The sequence below is a fragment of the Clavibacter vidaverae genome (assembly GCF_047529985.1).
GTDB lineage: Bacteria > Actinomycetota > Actinomycetes > Actinomycetales > Microbacteriaceae > Clavibacter > Clavibacter nebraskensis_A.
Map to the genome: position 1 here is coordinate 257,895 of NZ_JBLJAM010000002.1, position 15,082 is coordinate 272,976.

The window sequence follows — 15,082 nt, forward strand, 5'->3', positions numbered from 1 at the left end:
CCCTTTCTGTGTTCGGCCAGGGCTCGTGACCCGACCCGACGAGAGCATACGCGGCCGGATCCGTGGATCACGAATCGGCAACGGACATGGAGAGGGTGCCGAGGCCAGGAGGCCTCGGCACCCTCGCACCCTCCCGTTCAGGGGACGGCGCTCACTGCTTCCGTGCTACTTGGCTGCGGCCTGCGCCGGGGCCCACTCCCAGTAGTTCCAGAAGTAGGTCGGCGACAGGAACGCCGGCTTGACGCCCGTCACGGTGTCGCTCCAGGCCGTGAGGCCCGGGAACTGGAAGATCGGGGTCGTCCAGCCCTGCTGCTGGATGAGGGTCTCGGCCTGGATGAGCAGATCGCGCTGCTTGTCCGTGTCGGTCTCCGTGTCCAGCTGCTTGAACAGCGAGTCGACCTCGGGGTTCGACCAGCCGTAGTAGTTGTTGATGCCGCCGGTCTGGTAGTTCGGGCCGGACTCGCCGACCGCGAGGCTCGTGGACTGCCATCCGAAGAGGGCGATGTCGTACGAGTCGGTCTTGCTGGAGAGGTCGGCGCCCCACGTCGCGCTGTTCACGTCGATGAGGTTGATCCCGACCTGGGCGGCCGACTGGCGCATGAGCTCGAACTCCTGCTGGCGGCGCGTGTTGCCCTGGCCGTAGATGACGCGGGCGTCGATCGTGCCCGTGACCCCGGCCTTGGCGAGGTCCGCCTTGGCGCCCTCGATGTCGACCTTCTGGTCGGCGTAGCCGTTCTCCTTGACCGAGGCCTCGTAGTTCGGCGTGCCGGGCACGAAGACGTTCGAGTTGCGGAGCTCGGCGTCGGTCTGCAGGGGCTTGATCAGCTTGTCGAGGATCTCCTCGCGCGGCAGCGTCTTGAAGAACGCCTGGCGGACGAGCTTCGCCTTCTCGGCGTCGCCGCCGTACTTCGCGGGGTCGAACGGGCCGCCGTTGGTGACCTGGAGGTCGACGTGCTCGTACGTACCCTCGGCCTGGCCCTTGTACTCGATGCCGCTGAGTCCCTGGACCTGCTGGAGGAGGTCGGCCGTGGGCTGGCCGGACGCGATCTGGACCTCGCCGTTGGAGAGGGCCTGGATCTGCGCCTGCGGGTCCGAGATGAAGCGGACCGTGATCTTCTCGTACTTCGGCTTCTTGTCGCCGGTGTACTCCTTGTTGGCCGTCAGGGTGATGTACTGGTCGGCCTTGAGGTCGGTGATCGTGTACGCGCCGTCGCTCAGGGTCTTCTGCGGCTCCGTCGGCATGTCCGAGTAGCGGTAGCCGTCGTTCCAGACCTTGGAGACCGGGGCGAGGACCTTGGCGTCCTTGTCCTGGATCGCCGTGATGAGCTTCTTCTTGGCGTCCTCGGGCGAGAGGTTCTCGTCGGGGAACGCGAGCTGCGTGGTGCCGTGGGCGGAGACGCCGACGCCGTTGCCGGTCGCGACCTCCCAGTCGACGTAGGGCTGGTCGTACGTGTAGGTGAGGCTGCGGCCGTCGTCGCCGATCTCGGGGGTCTTGGTGACCAGGCCGAGGCGGGTGTCCTTGACGGCGCCCGAGTTGAAGAAGACCTGGTCGTCCCCGGTGGAGACCGTGCCGTCCTCGTTCGTCGTGACGTCCTCGGTCGTGTTCACGTTCGTCGTGTTCGCGGCCCAGTTGAGGAGCATGTCCGCGGCGTCGACGGGGGTGCCGTCGCTCCACTTCACGCCCTCGTTGATCGTGAACTTCACCACGAGCGGGTCGTCGGAGACCTTCTCGTACGTGCCGAAGTCGGTGTCCTTCACGAGCGACGGGCCGTCGTCGTAGTAGTTGAACGCACGGTTCGTCAGGTACACGATGTTCGTGTTGGCGGTGGCGTTGCCGGTCGCCGACAGGTTGTTGTACTCGAGGAACGGGTCGTTCCAGGCCACGGTGATCTCAGTGCCGGCGATGACCTCGGACTCCTGGGCGGGCGCAGAGCAGCCGCTGAGGACGAGGGCACCGGAGACGATGACGGCACCAGCCGCTGCAAGGCGTCTGATTTTCAAGGTTCCTCCTGTGCATGGGAATGGCGCGGACCCACCGTGCGTGCGGTCGACCGCGCAGATATGAATGACCCTAGGTACGGCTGGGAGTCTTTGCAAAAACTGGGCACAAACGTTACATACCGGTAACGCGGACGCGCGGATCCGCGCGTGGGGGTCGGGATCCGTGCGCCCGGACGGGCGGGATCGCGCGTTCCCGCCGTCCTCCGCGACGGATCGCGTCGTCAGGAGCCGCACCGGCCACGTCCGGCCGCCGGGCGGCCCGGCAGGACCGCGCGCCTAGGATCGGCCCGTGCCCGACGCTCCCACCCTCCCCCGCGCTCCCCGACCGCCGCTCCGGCGAGCCGTCCGGACGCGGCTGCGGATCGAGATCGCGATCGTGCTCGGGCTCTCGCTGGGCGCGAGCGCCGTGTACTCGGTGCTGCGGATCGTCGACCTGTCGACGCGGCCGGAGGCGCTCGGGTCGCAGAGCGCGACCATCAACCGGAGCCTGAACGAGCGGCAGGTGTTCGACCTGCTCTACCAGCTCCTCGACGTCGCGACCGCGCTCGTGCCCGTGGCCCTCGTGCTCTTCCTGCTGTGGCAGCCGGGGCGGAGCGCCTTCCGGCGGATCGGGCTCGACCTGTCGCGACCGGGGCGCGACGTCGCCGCGGGCCTCGGGCTCGCGGCGCTGATCGGGGTGCCGGGCCTCGGCCTGTACCTCGCCGGCCGCGCCCTCGGGATCACGGTGGACGTGGTGCCCACGGCCCTCGACTCCTACTGGTGGACCGTCCCCGTGCTCGTGCTCGTCGCCCTCCGCGCCGCGCTGCAGGAGGAGGTCATCGTGGTCGGGTACCTCTTCACCCGGTTGCGCGAGCTCGGCTGGGGTCGTGGGCGGCTCGGCATGTGGAGCGTCGTCCTGGCGGCGGCCGTGCTGCGCGGGAGCTACCACCTCTACCAGGGCTACGGGCCCTTCCTCGGCAACGTCGCCATGGGGGTCGTGTTCGGCTGGTGCTACGTGCGCTTCGGCCGGACGGCGCCGCTCGTGGTGGCGCACCTGATCCTCGACGTCGTGAGCTTCGTGGGATACCCGGTCGCGCTCGCGCTGATGCCGGGGCTCTTCGGCTGACAGGTGTTCGCGCGCGGAGCGGGGGCGGGACCCTGGCGCATCCGGCCCGCCTGTGCCTAACCTGGGAACGCCGCACGACGAGGTGCGGCCGCATCCCGAGGAGATCACATGGGCGACGCCGCTCATCCGACCGGGGACCCCCGGCCGGCCGTCGACTACCTGGAGGTCGAGGACTCCGCCCGGTTCCGGGAGCTGAAGCGCGCGCACCGCGGCTTCGTCTTCCCGCTGGCCGTCGCGTTCCTCGTCTGGTACTTCGCGTTCGTGCTGCTGTCGGACTACGCGCACGAGTTCATGTCCACGCCCGTCATCGGGAACGTCAACCTCGGGATCCTGCTGGGGCTCGGGCAGTTCGTGACGACGTTCGCCATCACGACCTGGTACGTGAGCCGGGCGAACTCGCGCTTCGACCCGGTCGCCGCGGAGATCCGCGCCGACCTGGAGGAGCGGGAGCGGGTCGCGCTCGAGGGACCGGGTCGATCCACGCCGCCGACCCGCCGGAAGGGCGGACGACGGTGAGCGCCCTGCCCCCCGCCGTGACGGCGGCGACGCCCACCACCGACACGGGCGACCCCGTCCTCAACATCTCGATCTTCGGGGCGTTCGTGGTCATCACGCTCGTGATCGTGTTCCGCGCGAGCCGCAACAACTCGACGGCGGCCGACTACTACGCGGCCGGCCGCTCGTTCACCGGACCGCAGAACGGCACCGCCATCGCGGGCGACTACCTCTCGGCGGCGTCGTTCCTCGGGATCGTGGGTGCCATCGCGATCAACGGCTACGACGGCTTCCTCTACTCGATCGGGTTCCTGGTCGCGTGGCTCGTGGCGCTGCTGCTGGTGGCCGAGCTCATGCGCAACACGGGCAAGTTCACGATGGCCGACGTGCTGAGCTTCCGACTCAAGCAGCGGCCCGTGCGGCTCGCGGCGGCGACCACGACGCTCGCGGTCTGCTTCTTCTACCTGCTCGCGCAGATGGCGGGCGCGGGCGGGCTCGTCTCGCTGCTGCTCGGGATCGACGACCGGCTCGGGCAGTCGCTCGTGATCGCGGTCGTCGGCGCGCTCATGATCGTCTACGTGCTCGTCGGCGGGATGAAGGGCACGACCTGGGTGCAGATCATCAAGGCGTGCCTGCTCATCGCGGGCGCCGCCGTGATGACCGTGTGGGTGCTCGCGATCCACGGGTTCAACGTGTCGGAGCTGCTGGGCGCCGCGGCCGCCGCGACCGACAAGCCCGTGCTCGAGCCGGGCAACCAGTACGGCCTCACCGGGATCACGAAGCTCGACTTCCTGTCTCTCGCGCTCGCGCTGGTGCTCGGCACGGCGGGCCTCCCCCACGTGCTCATGCGCTTCTACACGGTGCCGACGGCGAAGGAGGCGCGGCGCAGCGTCGTCTGGGCGATCTGGCTCATCGGGATCTTCTACCTCTTCACGCTGGTGCTCGGGTACGGGGCGGGCGCGCTGCTCGGGAGCGAGCGGATCCTCGCGGCGCCTGGCGGCGTGAACTCCGCCGCTCCCCTGCTGGCGCTGGAGCTCGGCGGGCCGATCCTGCTCGGGATCATCGCGGCGGTCGCGTTCGCCACGATCCTGGCGGTGGTCGCCGGGCTCACCATCACGGCGGCGGCGTCCTTCGCGCACGACGTGTACGCGAGCGTCATCAAGAAGGGGAAGGTGTCGCCGAACGGCGAGGTGCGGGTCGCGCGGATCACGGTGGTCGTGATCGGCATCGTCTCGATCGTCGCGGGCATCGGCGCGAACGGGCAGAACGTGGCGTTCCTCGTGGCGCTCGCGTTCGCGGTGGCGGCGAGCGCGAACCTGCCGACGATCCTGTACTCCCTCTACTGGCGGCGGTTCTCCACGCGGGGCGCCGTGCTCAGCATGTACGGCGGGCTGGGGACGGCGCTCGTGCTGATCGCGTTCTCGCCCGTCGTCTCGGGAGCCGAGACGTCGATGATCCCGGGGGCCGACTTCTCGTGGTTCCCGCTGAGCAACCCCGGCATCGTGTCGATCCCCGTCGGGTTCCTGCTCGGCTGGATCGGGACGGTGACCTCCACGCGCAAGGAGGACCCGCTCGTCGCGGCCGAGATGGACGTCCGGTCGCTCACCGGGCACGGCGCGGAGAAGGCGACCGAGCACTAGGGGCCGGCCGCCCGGGCGCCGCCGACGCGGCGACCCGGGCGGCGGTCAGTCGCTGAGGGCGTCGCTGAGGATGGCGAGCACGCCCGCGCGGGTGTCGACGGCGGTGGACCCGAGGCGGTCGGCGACGATCTCGACGAGCGACTCCAGCACGATCACATGCGGGATCCGCGAGGTGTGCTCCACCTCGTGCCGGAACCCGGCCTTCGCGGGCGCCACGACGAGGGCGACGTCGGCGAGGGCGCCGATGGGCGAGGTCGCGAACGAGGTGACCACGACGATCCCCGCGCCCGACGCCCGGGCGGATCGCGCGGCCCGGAGGCTCAGCTCGTTGGCGCCGCTGCCGCTGATGACGAGCACGAGGTCGTCCGCGCCCAGGCGGCTGACGGCGATCTGCTGGCCGATGGGGTCGGCGACGTGCTCCGCCGGGCGGCCGACGGCCGTGAGGCGCAGGGAGAGGTCGAGGGCGAGCGGCGACGACAGGCCGCTCGCGACGATCACGAGCCGGCGGGCGCCGACGACGCGCGCCACGGCGGCCTCCACCTCCTCCTCCGAGAGCACGCTCGCGATGCGCGGGAGGGCGGCGGCGAGCGCGTCGAGGTCGGAGCGGATCCGGCCGAGGGCGCTGGTGCCGTGGGCGTCGTCCCCCGCGGCGGTCGACGCGCGGGCCGAGCTCCGGGCGAGCTCGCGGGTGAGGGCGACGCGCAGCTGCGGGTACCCGCGGTAGCCGAGGCTCTGGCAGGAGCGCACCACGGTGGACCGGGCGACGCCGGCCCGGTCGGCGAGCTCCTGGGCGGTGATCTCCACCACGCCCTCGGTGTCGTCGAGGATCAGCTGCACGACGCGGCGCTCGCTCGGCTGCAGGGCGTTGACCACGGTGGCGATGCGCGTGGTGGGCCCGACGTCGTCACTCCACTGCACGGACCCTCGCCCCCTCGGTGATCCGGCGGCGGATGGCTCCCGAGATCGCGTCGATCGACATGGTGACGGCGACCACCACGATGAGGAGGACGCCGACGGTCGGCCACTCCCGGTACTGAGTGTAGGAGGTGAGCATGTCGCCGATCCCGCCGACGCCGATGAGGCCGAGGACCGCCGACGCGCGCACGTTGATCTCGAACCGGTACAGCCAGAAGGAGAGGAACTCGCCGCTCGCCTGCGGCCACACGCCCCAGCGGATGACCGACCAGGCGCCGCCGCCGGCCGCGCGCACCGCCTCGAGCGGGCCGCGGTCCACGCCCTCCACGGACTCGTAGCCCCACTTGCCGAGCGTCCCGATGCTCGAGACGGCGAGCGCGAGCGCGCCGGTGAGCGGGGTGAGCCCGGTGACGGACAGGATGATGATCGCGGTGATGATCTCGGGGACCGCGCGGATGGCGGAGAACAGGATCCTGAGCGGCCAGCGCACCGCCGCCGGCGCGAAGCCGCGGGCCGCGACGAACGCCAGCGGGACCGAGACGATGACGCCGAGGACGGTGCCGACCCAGGCCATGAGCACGGAGATCCACGTCTGCGCCAGGGCCTCGGGCAGCTTCGCCCAGTCGGGACTCGCGAACATGAGCCACAGGTAGCGGACGACCTCCGCGGGGAGGTCGCCGAGGCGGTCCCAGGCGACGTCGGCCGACCAGCAGGCGACGACCACGACGGCGGTGACGCCCGCGACGGCGATCGCGCGCCCCGGGCGGCGGGGACGGACGGGCACGGCGAGGCTCATGCGATCCTCTTCCTGATCTCGTTCGAGACGAGGTCGATGGCGACGACGATCACGAGGATCTCGAGCACGATCAGCGCGAGCTGGTCGTAGCGGTAGAAGGTGCGCACGGCGTCGATGAGGAGGCCGATGCCGCCCGCGCCGACCAGGCCGAGCACGGTGGAGGCGCGGACGTTGAGCTCGAGCACGTAGAGCGCCTGGCCGACGAAGCCGGGGAGCACGTCCGGGAGGGCCACGGCGCGGTCGACCTGCATGCGTGTGCCGCCGGCAGCGCGACCGGCCTCGAGGGGCCCGGCGTCGTTGGACTCGATGGCCTCCGAGACGAGCTTCACGATGATGCCGACGTTGAAGAGGACGAGCGCGATGATGCCCGGCAGCGCGCCGACGCCCACCATGGCGACGAGCAGCGTGGCGTAGAGGAGCTCGGGCACGGCGCGCACCACGTTGAGCACGGCGCGGAGGACGCCCCGGCTCACGGGGTGCGGGTTCGTCAGTCGCGCGGCCCAGAGGCTCAGCGGCAACGCGACCGCCGAGCCCGCCACCGTGGCGATGACGGCCATGGCGAGGGTCTCGACCATCGGCGCGACCGTGCGGGGGAAGAACGCCCAGTCGGGCTGGAACAGCCGCACCAGCTTGTCGGCGCCGTTGCGCCAGTTGCGGGCGACGGCGTCGAACCCGAACGCGACGCCGAGCTGCGGGCTCATCGCGACGGCGGTGATCCCGAGCACCACGACGAGCGCGACCCACGGCCGCCAGCGTCCGGCCGGCCGCGGCGGGAGCTCGCGGACGCTCATCCGAGGGTGTCCTCCGGCCGGATCGACCGGCCGTAGATCGCCTCGAACACGTCGTCGCCCGCGGTCGCGGCGGGGCCGTCGTAGACGACCTCGCCCGCCCGGAGGCCGATCATCCGGTCGCCGTAGCCGCGCGCGAGGTCGAGCAGGTGCAGGTTCGTGAGCACGGTGATCCCGAGCTCGCGGTTGATGCGGCGGAGGTCGCCCATGACCCCGTGCGCGGTCGGCGGGTCGAGGCTCGCGACGGGCTCGTCGGCGAGGACGAGGCGGGGCCGCTGCGCCAGCGCCCGCGCGATGGCGACGCGCTGCTGCTGGCCGCCCGAGAGGGTGGACGCGCGGTCCCAGACCTTCGCGAGGATCCCGACGCTCTCGAGCGCCTGGAACGCGATCTCCCGGTCCGCCGCCGTGGGGAGCCCGAGGAAGGTGCGCCATCCGGGCGTGTGCGCGAGCCGTCCGACGAGGACGTTGTTCAGCACGCTCGTGCGCTTGGCCAGGTTGAAGCCCTGGAAGATCATGCCGATGTCGCCGCGGAGGGCCCGCAGGCGCCGGCCCGCGAGGCCGTCGACGCGCGTGCCGCCGACCTCGACCTCGCCCGAGGAGACGGGGACGAGGCCGTTGATGGTGCGGATGAGGCTCGACTTGCCGGATCCGGACAGCCCGACGATCGAGACCATCTCGCCGCCGGCGATGTCGAGCGAGACGTCCTTGAGGGCGACGACCCCGTTGGGGTAGCGGACGGTGACGCCGCGGAGGCGCACCGCCCACGGCGCGGAGGCCGGAGCGAGCGCGTCGGCCTCCGCGAGGGAGCGGGTGGCGGGCATCGGCTACCGCAGACCGAGCGACTGGGCGGCGCGGGCGACGACGTCGAGCGAGGACGGGTCGGCGGGCGCGAGCTTCGTGATCGAGTAGACGGCGGTGAGGGCCGCGGATCCTTCCGGCGTGGCCGAGTAGTCGGCGAGGGCCGTCGTGATCTTGTCCTGCAGCTCCGGCGAGAGCGAGCCGGAGACCGCGACGCCGTCGTTGGGGATCTCGTCCGTCATGGCGAAGACGACGACCTTCTGCCCCACGTCGGGCTTGTCCTTCTTCACGATGGTGCGGGCGTCCCAGAAGCTGAAGCCGACCTCGGCGTCGCCGTTGTAGACCGCGAGCACGGAGGCGTCGTTGGCCGTGACGGGGATCCGCTGGATGTCGGAGTCGATGTCGAGCCCGGCGTCCTTGAGCGCGAGCATCGGGTAGATGTAGCCGGCGGGCGAGCCCGGGCCGAGGACGGCGACCTTCGCGTCCTTCACCTTCGTGATGGAGTCGAGGCCCTGGGGACCCGACATCGCGTCGGCGCCGTTGCAGAAGAGCATGCCGTCGCGCTCGACGGGCGCGTCGTCGCAGTACTTGTCGGGGTCGTTCGTCATGAACTGGGCGGGGTAGGTGATGTTCCCGTTGCGCTCGGTCTGCAGGACGACCTTGGCCTTGTACATGTCGCTCGCCTGCCAGAGCTGGAGCGAGGGCAGGAAGCCGATCTGCGCCTGGTCGGCGCCCATCGCCTCGACCGCGGCCTGGTAGTCCTTCGCCACCACGCCGGTGACGGGGATCCCGAGCGCCTTCGTGAGCATGTCGGTGAGCGGGGCGGCGGTCTCGACGAGGCCGTCCTGGTCCTGCGACGGGACGAGCGCGAGCGTGAGGGAGGTGGGATCGGCGGCGGCGGCGGGCGTGCCGGACGCGTCGGACCCGGATCCGGCGGAGCAGCCGGTGAGCGCGAGGGCGGCCACGGCCCCGAGGGCCAGGACCTGGATGGCGGTCTTCTTCATGGGTGCATCTGCTTTCCGTGGGGAGCGGCGGGGAGGGAGGAGGGAGAGGAGGGATCCGCGTCGAGCCAGGCGTCGATGTCGGCGTAGAGGTCCGCCACGGTGGCGGCGCGGAAGGTGGGCCGGGCGTCGCCGGTGCCGCCGGGGCCAGCGGCGGCGCCGGCGCCGACGAGCGCGGTGCTGAAGCCGCGGGCGTGCGCCGGCTCGAGGTCGTTGACCCAGAGGTCGCCGACGCTGAGGAGGCGGGCGGCGGCGGGACCGGCGGCGGGACCCGGGTCGACGCGGTCGAGGACCGCGGGCATCCCGGCGGGCTTGCCCGCGCCCGTGATGACCTCGTCGAAGGCGCCGTCGAGGCCGAGCGCGGCGAGCGCCTCCGGGATCCGGACGTCGGGCGAGTTCGTGACCAGGACCCGGCGGACCCGTCCGGCGAGGCCCCGGAGGAAGGCGGCGAGGCCGTCGGGCGCGAGCACCGGCGCGTGCGGGCCGCCGAGCTCGGCGCGGCTGGCGAGGAAGGCCGCGGACAGGAGCCGCGCGGGCACGTCGTGGTCGGCGGCGAGGCCCTGCACGAGGGCGTAGCCGTCGACCGCCCCGGAGGCGCGACCCACGTGCGGCAGGCCCGCGGCGAGGGCGGCGGCGAACCGGGCGCGTGCGCCGCCGGCCAGGGTCTCGGAGACGTGATGGGCGTAGCGGAGCACCGGGCCGTCGCCGAGGGAGACGGTGCCGTCGAAGTCGAACACGATGGTCCGGCCGGGTGTGCTCACGGGGGAAGCTCGTCTCCGCGCCCGGTTCGGGGGATCCGCGCCGGGACCCTGTGGACGCAGCGTCCACGATATGCAGTGCGTATCGACGCGATGACCTTCCGCGGGTGAACGTCGCGTGAACGCGACCGGGCGCGGGGTCGTGCGCGGGGTCGGGAGGGCGAGACGCGCCGAGGGCGGCGGGACCGGTGGGTCCCGCCGCCCTCGGCGGTGCGTGCGTCAGCTGCGTCGGATCAGGCGAACGCCTCCGGCGGCGGGCAGGCGCAGAACAGGTTGCGGTCGCCGTACGCCTGGTCGATGCGGCGCACCGGCGGCCAGTACTTGTCGCGCACGAGGGTCGACACCGGGTAGACGGCGCGCTCGCGCGTGTAGGCGTGCGTCCACTCCCCCGCGATGACCGACTCCGCGGTGTGCGGCGCGTTCCGGAGCGGGTTGTCGTCGGCCGGCCACTCGCCCGCGGCGACCGAGTCGGCCTCCTGCTTGATGCCGATCATCGCGGCGATGAAGCGCTCGACCTCGGCGAGGTCCTCGCTCTCCGTCGGCTCGACCATGAGCGTGCCCGGGACCGGGAAGCTCATGGTGGGCGCGTGGAAGCCGTAGTCGACGAGGCGCTTGGCCACGTCGTCCACCGTCACGCCGGTCGCGGCCGTGAGCGGGCGCAGGTCGAGGATGCACTCGTGCGCGACGAGGCCGTCCTCCCCCGCGTAGAGCACGGGGTAGTGGTCGCGGAGGCGCGCGGCGATGTAGTTCGCCGAGAGGACCGCCGCACCGGTGGCCTGCTTCAGGCCCTCGGCGCCCATCATGCGGACGTAGGCCCAGCTGATCGGGAGGATGCTCGGGGATCCGTACGGCGCGGCCGACACCGGGGCGCCGCCGTGCTCGATCGTGGAGACGACGCCATCCTGCACGAGCGCGTGCACGTTGCGCTGCGCCTGCGGGTGGCCGGGCAGGAAGGGCGCGAGGTGCGCCTTCGCCGCGACCGGGCCGACGCCGGGTCCGCCGCCGCCGTGCGGGATGCAGAACGTCTTGTGCAGGTTGAGGTGCGAGACGTCGCCGCCGAAGTCGCCGAACCGGGCGAAGCCGAGCAGCGCGTTGAGGTTCGCGCCGTCGACGTAGACCTGACCGCCGGCCTCGTGCACGGCCTCGCAGATCGCGCCGACCTCGTGCTCGTAGACGCCGTGGGTGGAGGGGTACGTGATCATGAGGCCCGCGAGCTCGTCGCGGTGGGCGGCGATCTTGGCGCGGAGGTCGTCCACGTCGACGTTGCCGAGCTCGTCGCACGCGACGACCACGACGCGCATCCCGGCGAGCACGGCGCTGGCCGCGTTCGTGCCGTGCGCGCTCTGCGGGATGAGGCAGACGGTGCGCTGGGTGTCGCCGTTCGCGAGGTGGTAGCCGCGGATCGCGAGGAGGCCCGCGAGCTCGCCCTGGCTGCCCGCGTTCGGCTGGAGGCTCACGGTGTCGTAGCCCGTGACGTCGGCGAGCCAGGTCTCCAGCTGGAGGACCAGCTCGAGGTAGCCCTCGACGTCGTCGGCCGGCGCGTAGGGGTGGATGGCCTGGAACTCGGGCCAGGTCACCGCCTCCATCTCGGTGGCCGCGTTGAGCTTCATGGTGCAGGAGCCGAGCGGGATCATGCCGCGGTCGAGCGCGTAGTCCTTGTCGGAGAGGCGCTTGAGGTAGCGCATCATGCCGGTCTCGGAGCGGTGCGTGGAGAAGACGGCGTGCGTGAGGTACTCGCTCGTGCGGATCGACGCCTCGGGGATCGACGACAGGTCGCCGGTCGCGCCCTCGTCCTCCGCGAGCTCGGCGCCGAACGCGCGCGCGACGACGGCGAGATCCTCGGGGCGCGTGGCCTCGTCGACGCTGAAGCCGAGCGTGTCGGCGTCCACGCGGAGCAGGTTGACCCCGCCTCGGGCGGCGGCCGCGAGGATCTCGTCGGCGCGGCCGGGCACGGAGACGCGCACGGTGTCGAAGTAGGCGGCGTGGATCGGCTCGATGCCGACCGTCGCGAGCGAGCGGACCAGGCGGCGGGCGCCCCGGTTCGCCTGGCGCGCGATCACGCGGAGGCCCTTCGGCCCGTGGTAGACGGCGTACATCGAGGCCATGACGGCGAGGAGCACCTGCGCCGTGCAGATGTTGCTGGTGGCCTTCTCGCGGCGGATGTGCTGCTCGCGCGTCTGCAGCGAGAGCCGGTACGCGGGGTGGCCGGCCGCGTCCTGGCTGACGCCCACGAGGCGGCCGGGCATCTGGCGCTCGAGGCCGGCGCGCACCGCGAGGTAGCCCGCGTGCGGACCGCCGAAGCCCATGGGCACGCCGAAGCGCTGCGAGGTGCCGACCGCGATGTCCGCGCCGAGCTCGCCGGGCGACGTGATGACCGTGAGGGCGAGCAGGTCGGCCGCGACGACCGCGAGGCCGCCCGCCTCGTGCACGCGCGCGATGACGGCGCTGGGGTCGAAGATCCGGCCGGAGGCGCCGGGGTACTGGATGAAGGCGCCGAACGCGTCGGGCAGCTCGGCGGGATCCACCGTGGCGAGGTCGTGCGCGACCAGCTCGATGCCGAGCGCGGCGGCGCGGCTGTCCAGGAGCGCGCGCGTCTGCGGCAGGGCGTCGGCGTCGATGAGGAAGACGGGCGTCTTCGCCTTGGAGGCGCGGCGCGCGAGCAGCATGCCCTCGACGACGGCGGTCGCCTCGTCGAGCATGGACGCGTTGGCAGTCGCGAGGCCGGACAGCTCGGCGACCATCGTCTGGAAGTTGATGAGCGCCTCGAGGCGGCCCTGCGAGATCTCCGGCTGGTACGGCGTGTAGGCCGTGTACCAGCTCGGGTTCTCGAGCACGTTGCGGGTGATCACGGCGGGCGTGATCGTGTCGTGGTAGCCGAGGCCGATCATCGACGTGCGCACGCGGTTGCGGCTGGCGATGCGGCGGAGCTCGGCGAGGGCGTCGCGCTCGGTGGCCGCCTCGGGCAGCACGGAGTCGCCCTCGGTGCGGAAGCGGTCGACCTGGATCGACTCGGGCACGGCCTTCGCGAGGAGGGACGGGATGGAGTCGTGGCCGAGGACGCCGAGCATGGTGGCGCGCGCCTCGGAGTCGATGCCGATGTGGCGGGCGCCGAACGCGCCGGGCGCGAAGGTCGACGACTCCTCCGCGATGTCGGGCGCGGCGGCGGGAGCGGGAGCGGCCGGGCGCGTGCCGGCGTCGGCGGCGGTCACTCGCCCACCAGCGCGACGTACTCGTCGTGGCTGAGGAGCGTCGGGAGCGCCTCGAAGCGCACCTTGACGAGCCAGCCGGATCCGAACGGGTCGCTGTTCACGAGGTCGGGCGAGGCGACGACCTCCTCGTTGACCTCGGTGACCGTGCCGTCGATGGGCGCGAAGAGCTCGCCGACCGACTTGGTCGACTCGATCTCGCCGACGACCTCGCCACCGGCGAGCTCGTCGCCCACGGCGGGCAGCTCGACGAAGACGACGTCGCCGAGCTTGTCGGCGGCGTAGGCCGTGATGCCGACGGTCGCGACGTCGCCGTCGACCTGCACCCACTCGTGCTCGGCGGTGTACTGGAGGCTGGTCTGGTCGGTCATGCGAGGGCCTTTCGCGAGTAGAAGGGGAGGGTCACGACGGTGGCGGGCACGCGCGTGCCGCGGACGTCGACGGTGAGGCGCGTGCCGGGGGCGGCGAGCGCGGGATCCACGTACGCCATGGCGACGGGGTGGCCGAGCGTGGGCGACAGGGCGCCGCTCGTGACGATGCCGACGGGCGCGACGGCGCCCTCGGTCGCGTCCATGACGGCCTCGAGGGCGGCGGCGTCGGATCCCGCGGCCTCCTCCTCGTAGACGGGGTAGTCGGCGCGGGGCGCGCGACGGCCCTCGGTGACGAGGCCGACGAGCACGCGGGCGACGGGATCCGGGCCCTTCTCGACGGCGGCGCGGCCGCGGAAGTCGCCCTCCTTGGCGAGCGCGACGACGCGGCCGAGGCCGGCCTGCACGGGCAGCGTGCGGAGGCCGAGCTCGTGGCCGTAGAGCGGCATGCCCGCCTCGAGGCGGAGCGTGTCGCGGCTCGCGAGGCCCGCGGGCACGAGGCCGAGCGGGGATCCGGCCGTCACGAGCGCCTCCCACAGCGCGACGGCGCGGTCGGCGGCGATGTAGAGCTCGTAGCCGTCCTCGCCCGTGTAGCCGGTGCGGGCGATCAGCAGCTCGGCGCCGTCGAAGGTCGCCGGGGTGGCGCGATAGTAGCGGAGGTCGGCGAGGGGCGCGGCGGGCTCGAGGCCGGCGGTGGCCTCGAGGATCGCGCGCGACACCGGGCCCTGCACGGCGATGAGGGAGACCTCGTCGCTCGCGTCGCGCACGATGAGGCCGTCGACGCCCGCGGCCTCGGCCGTGAGGACCTCGACGACGGGGTGGCGGTTGCCCGCGTTCGCGACCACGAGGAAGGCCTCGGGGCCCGTGCGGTAGACGATGAGGTCGTCGACGATGCCGCCCGAGGGATCCAGCAGGAGCGTGTACTTCGCCTGGCCCTCGACGAGCGCGGAGAGGCGACCGGCGAGCGTGGCGTCGAGGAACGCGGCGGCGCCGGATCCGGTGACCTCGATCTCGGCCATGTGCGAGATGTCGAAGATCCCGGCCGCCTCGCGCACGGCGCGGTGCTCGGCGAGGTCGCTCGTGTAGCGGACGGGCATGAGCCAGCCGGCGAAGTCGGTGAAGGAGGCACCGGCGGCCTCGTGCACGGCGTGCAGCGGAGAGCGGCGGGGCGGCGCCTGGGCGGCGTCGGCGGGTGCGTCGGGCATGGAGTC

13 protein-coding genes are annotated in these 15,082 nt (G+C 72.3%); 3 read left to right on the forward strand and 10 right to left on the reverse strand.

Features of this window, described 5'->3' with window-relative positions:
• Positions 1 to 165 precede the first annotated feature (165 nt).
• The gene (locus ACMT9T_RS13885) at positions 166 to 2,001 is read right to left on the reverse strand and encodes an ABC transporter family substrate-binding protein (protein ID WP_414746104.1); all 1,836 of its coding nucleotides are present in this window, start codon (positions 1,999 to 2,001) and stop codon (positions 166 to 168) included.
• A 289-nt stretch (positions 2,002 to 2,290) separates the two neighbouring features.
• Here ACMT9T_RS13885 and ACMT9T_RS13890 point away from each other — a divergent pair, with 289 nt between their 5' ends.
• The 3 genes from ACMT9T_RS13890 (at position 2,291) to ACMT9T_RS13900 (ending at position 5,241) form a co-directional block, all read left to right on the forward strand.
• Positions 2,291 to 3,106 (forward strand): CPBP family intramembrane glutamic endopeptidase, encoded by an 816-nt coding sequence (locus ACMT9T_RS13890; protein ID WP_414746105.1) that lies wholly within the window; start codon positions 2,291 to 2,293, stop codon positions 3,104 to 3,106.
• Between the two features lie 108 nt (positions 3,107 to 3,214).
• Positions 3,215 to 3,622 (forward strand): DUF485 domain-containing protein, encoded by a 408-nt coding sequence (locus ACMT9T_RS13895; protein WP_116056023.1) that lies wholly within the window; start codon positions 3,215 to 3,217, stop codon positions 3,620 to 3,622.
• Positions 3,623 to 3,627: 5 nt separating this feature from the next.
• Positions 3,628 to 5,241 carry a solute symporter family protein gene (locus ACMT9T_RS13900; protein WP_414746401.1) on the forward strand — a complete coding sequence of 538 codons (1,614 nt, stop codon included), beginning with the start codon at positions 3,628 to 3,630 and terminating at the stop codon, positions 5,239 to 5,241.
• 45 nt (positions 5,242 to 5,286) lie between these two features.
• Here ACMT9T_RS13900 and ACMT9T_RS13905 read toward each other — a convergent pair whose 3' ends face one another.
• The 9 genes from ACMT9T_RS13905 to gcvT all read right to left on the reverse strand — a co-directional run bounded on the left by ACMT9T_RS13905 (position 5,287) and on the right by gcvT (position 15,076).
• Entirely contained in the window at positions 5,287 to 6,159 is an 873-nt protein-coding gene (locus tag ACMT9T_RS13905) for a MurR/RpiR family transcriptional regulator (protein WP_414746106.1), read from the reverse strand.
• Positions 6,146 to 6,952, reverse strand: a complete 807-nt coding sequence (gene phnE, locus ACMT9T_RS13910) for a phosphonate ABC transporter, permease protein PhnE (protein WP_414746107.1) — start codon at positions 6,950 to 6,952, stop codon at positions 6,146 to 6,148. Before phnE (ACMT9T_RS13910) ends, ACMT9T_RS13905 begins: the two co-directional genes overlap by 14 nt.
• Positions 6,949 to 7,743 (reverse strand): phosphonate ABC transporter, permease protein PhnE, encoded by a 795-nt coding sequence (gene phnE, locus ACMT9T_RS13915; protein WP_414746108.1) that lies wholly within the window; start codon positions 7,741 to 7,743, stop codon positions 6,949 to 6,951. Before phnE (ACMT9T_RS13915) ends, phnE (ACMT9T_RS13910) begins: the two co-directional genes overlap by 4 nt.
• A complete protein-coding gene (gene phnC / locus ACMT9T_RS13920) occupies positions 7,740 to 8,561 on the reverse strand; it encodes a phosphonate ABC transporter ATP-binding protein (RefSeq protein ID WP_414746109.1) in 822 nt (273 codons plus the stop codon). Before phnC ends, phnE (ACMT9T_RS13915) begins: the two co-directional genes overlap by 4 nt.
• A gap of 3 nt (positions 8,562 to 8,564) precedes the next feature.
• Positions 8,565 to 9,542, reverse strand: coding sequence for a phosphate/phosphite/phosphonate ABC transporter substrate-binding protein (phnD, locus tag ACMT9T_RS13925; RefSeq protein WP_414746110.1), 978 nt, complete (start codon positions 9,540 to 9,542; stop codon positions 8,565 to 8,567).
• Positions 9,539 to 10,300, reverse strand: a complete 762-nt coding sequence (locus ACMT9T_RS13930; RefSeq protein ID WP_414746111.1) for an HAD family hydrolase — start codon at positions 10,298 to 10,300, stop codon at positions 9,539 to 9,541. Before ACMT9T_RS13930 ends, phnD begins: the two co-directional genes overlap by 4 nt.
• A 230-nt stretch (positions 10,301 to 10,530) precedes the next feature.
• Entirely contained in the window at positions 10,531 to 13,506 is a 2,976-nt protein-coding gene (gene gcvP, locus ACMT9T_RS13935) for an aminomethyl-transferring glycine dehydrogenase (protein WP_414746112.1), read from the reverse strand.
• The gene (gene gcvH, locus ACMT9T_RS13940; protein ID WP_063072618.1) at positions 13,503 to 13,874 is read right to left on the reverse strand and encodes a glycine cleavage system protein GcvH; all 372 of its coding nucleotides are present in this window, start codon (positions 13,872 to 13,874) and stop codon (positions 13,503 to 13,505) included. Before gcvH ends, gcvP begins: the two co-directional genes overlap by 4 nt.
• Positions 13,871 to 15,076: a glycine cleavage system aminomethyltransferase GcvT gene (gene gcvT / locus ACMT9T_RS13945; protein WP_414746113.1), complete on the reverse strand. Its 1,206-nt coding sequence runs from the start codon at positions 15,074 to 15,076 to the stop codon at positions 13,871 to 13,873. The genes gcvH and gcvT overlap by 4 nt, the downstream gene beginning before the upstream one ends.
• Positions 15,077 to 15,082 lie beyond the last annotated feature (6 nt).

Coding starts and splice junctions, on each gene's coding strand:
- ACMT9T_RS13895 (WP_116056023.1), top strand. CDS start 3,215: ATGGGCGACGCCGCTCATCCGACCGGGGACCCCCGGCCGGCCGTCGAC.
- phnE (WP_414746107.1), bottom strand. CDS start 6,952: ATGAGCCTCGCCGTGCCCGTCCGTCCCCGCCGCCCGGGGCGCGCGATC.
- phnE (WP_414746108.1), bottom strand. CDS start 7,743: ATGAGCGTCCGCGAGCTCCCGCCGCGGCCGGCCGGACGCTGGCGGCCG.
- phnC (WP_414746109.1), bottom strand. CDS start 8,561: ATGCCCGCCACCCGCTCCCTCGCGGAGGCCGACGCGCTCGCTCCGGCC.
- phnD (WP_414746110.1), bottom strand. CDS start 9,542: ATGAAGAAGACCGCCATCCAGGTCCTGGCCCTCGGGGCCGTGGCCGCC.
- gcvH (WP_063072618.1), bottom strand. CDS start 13,874: ATGACCGACCAGACCAGCCTCCAGTACACCGCCGAGCACGAGTGGGTG.
- gcvT (WP_414746113.1), bottom strand. CDS start 15,076: ATGCCCGACGCACCCGCCGACGCCGCCCAGGCGCCGCCCCGCCGCTCT.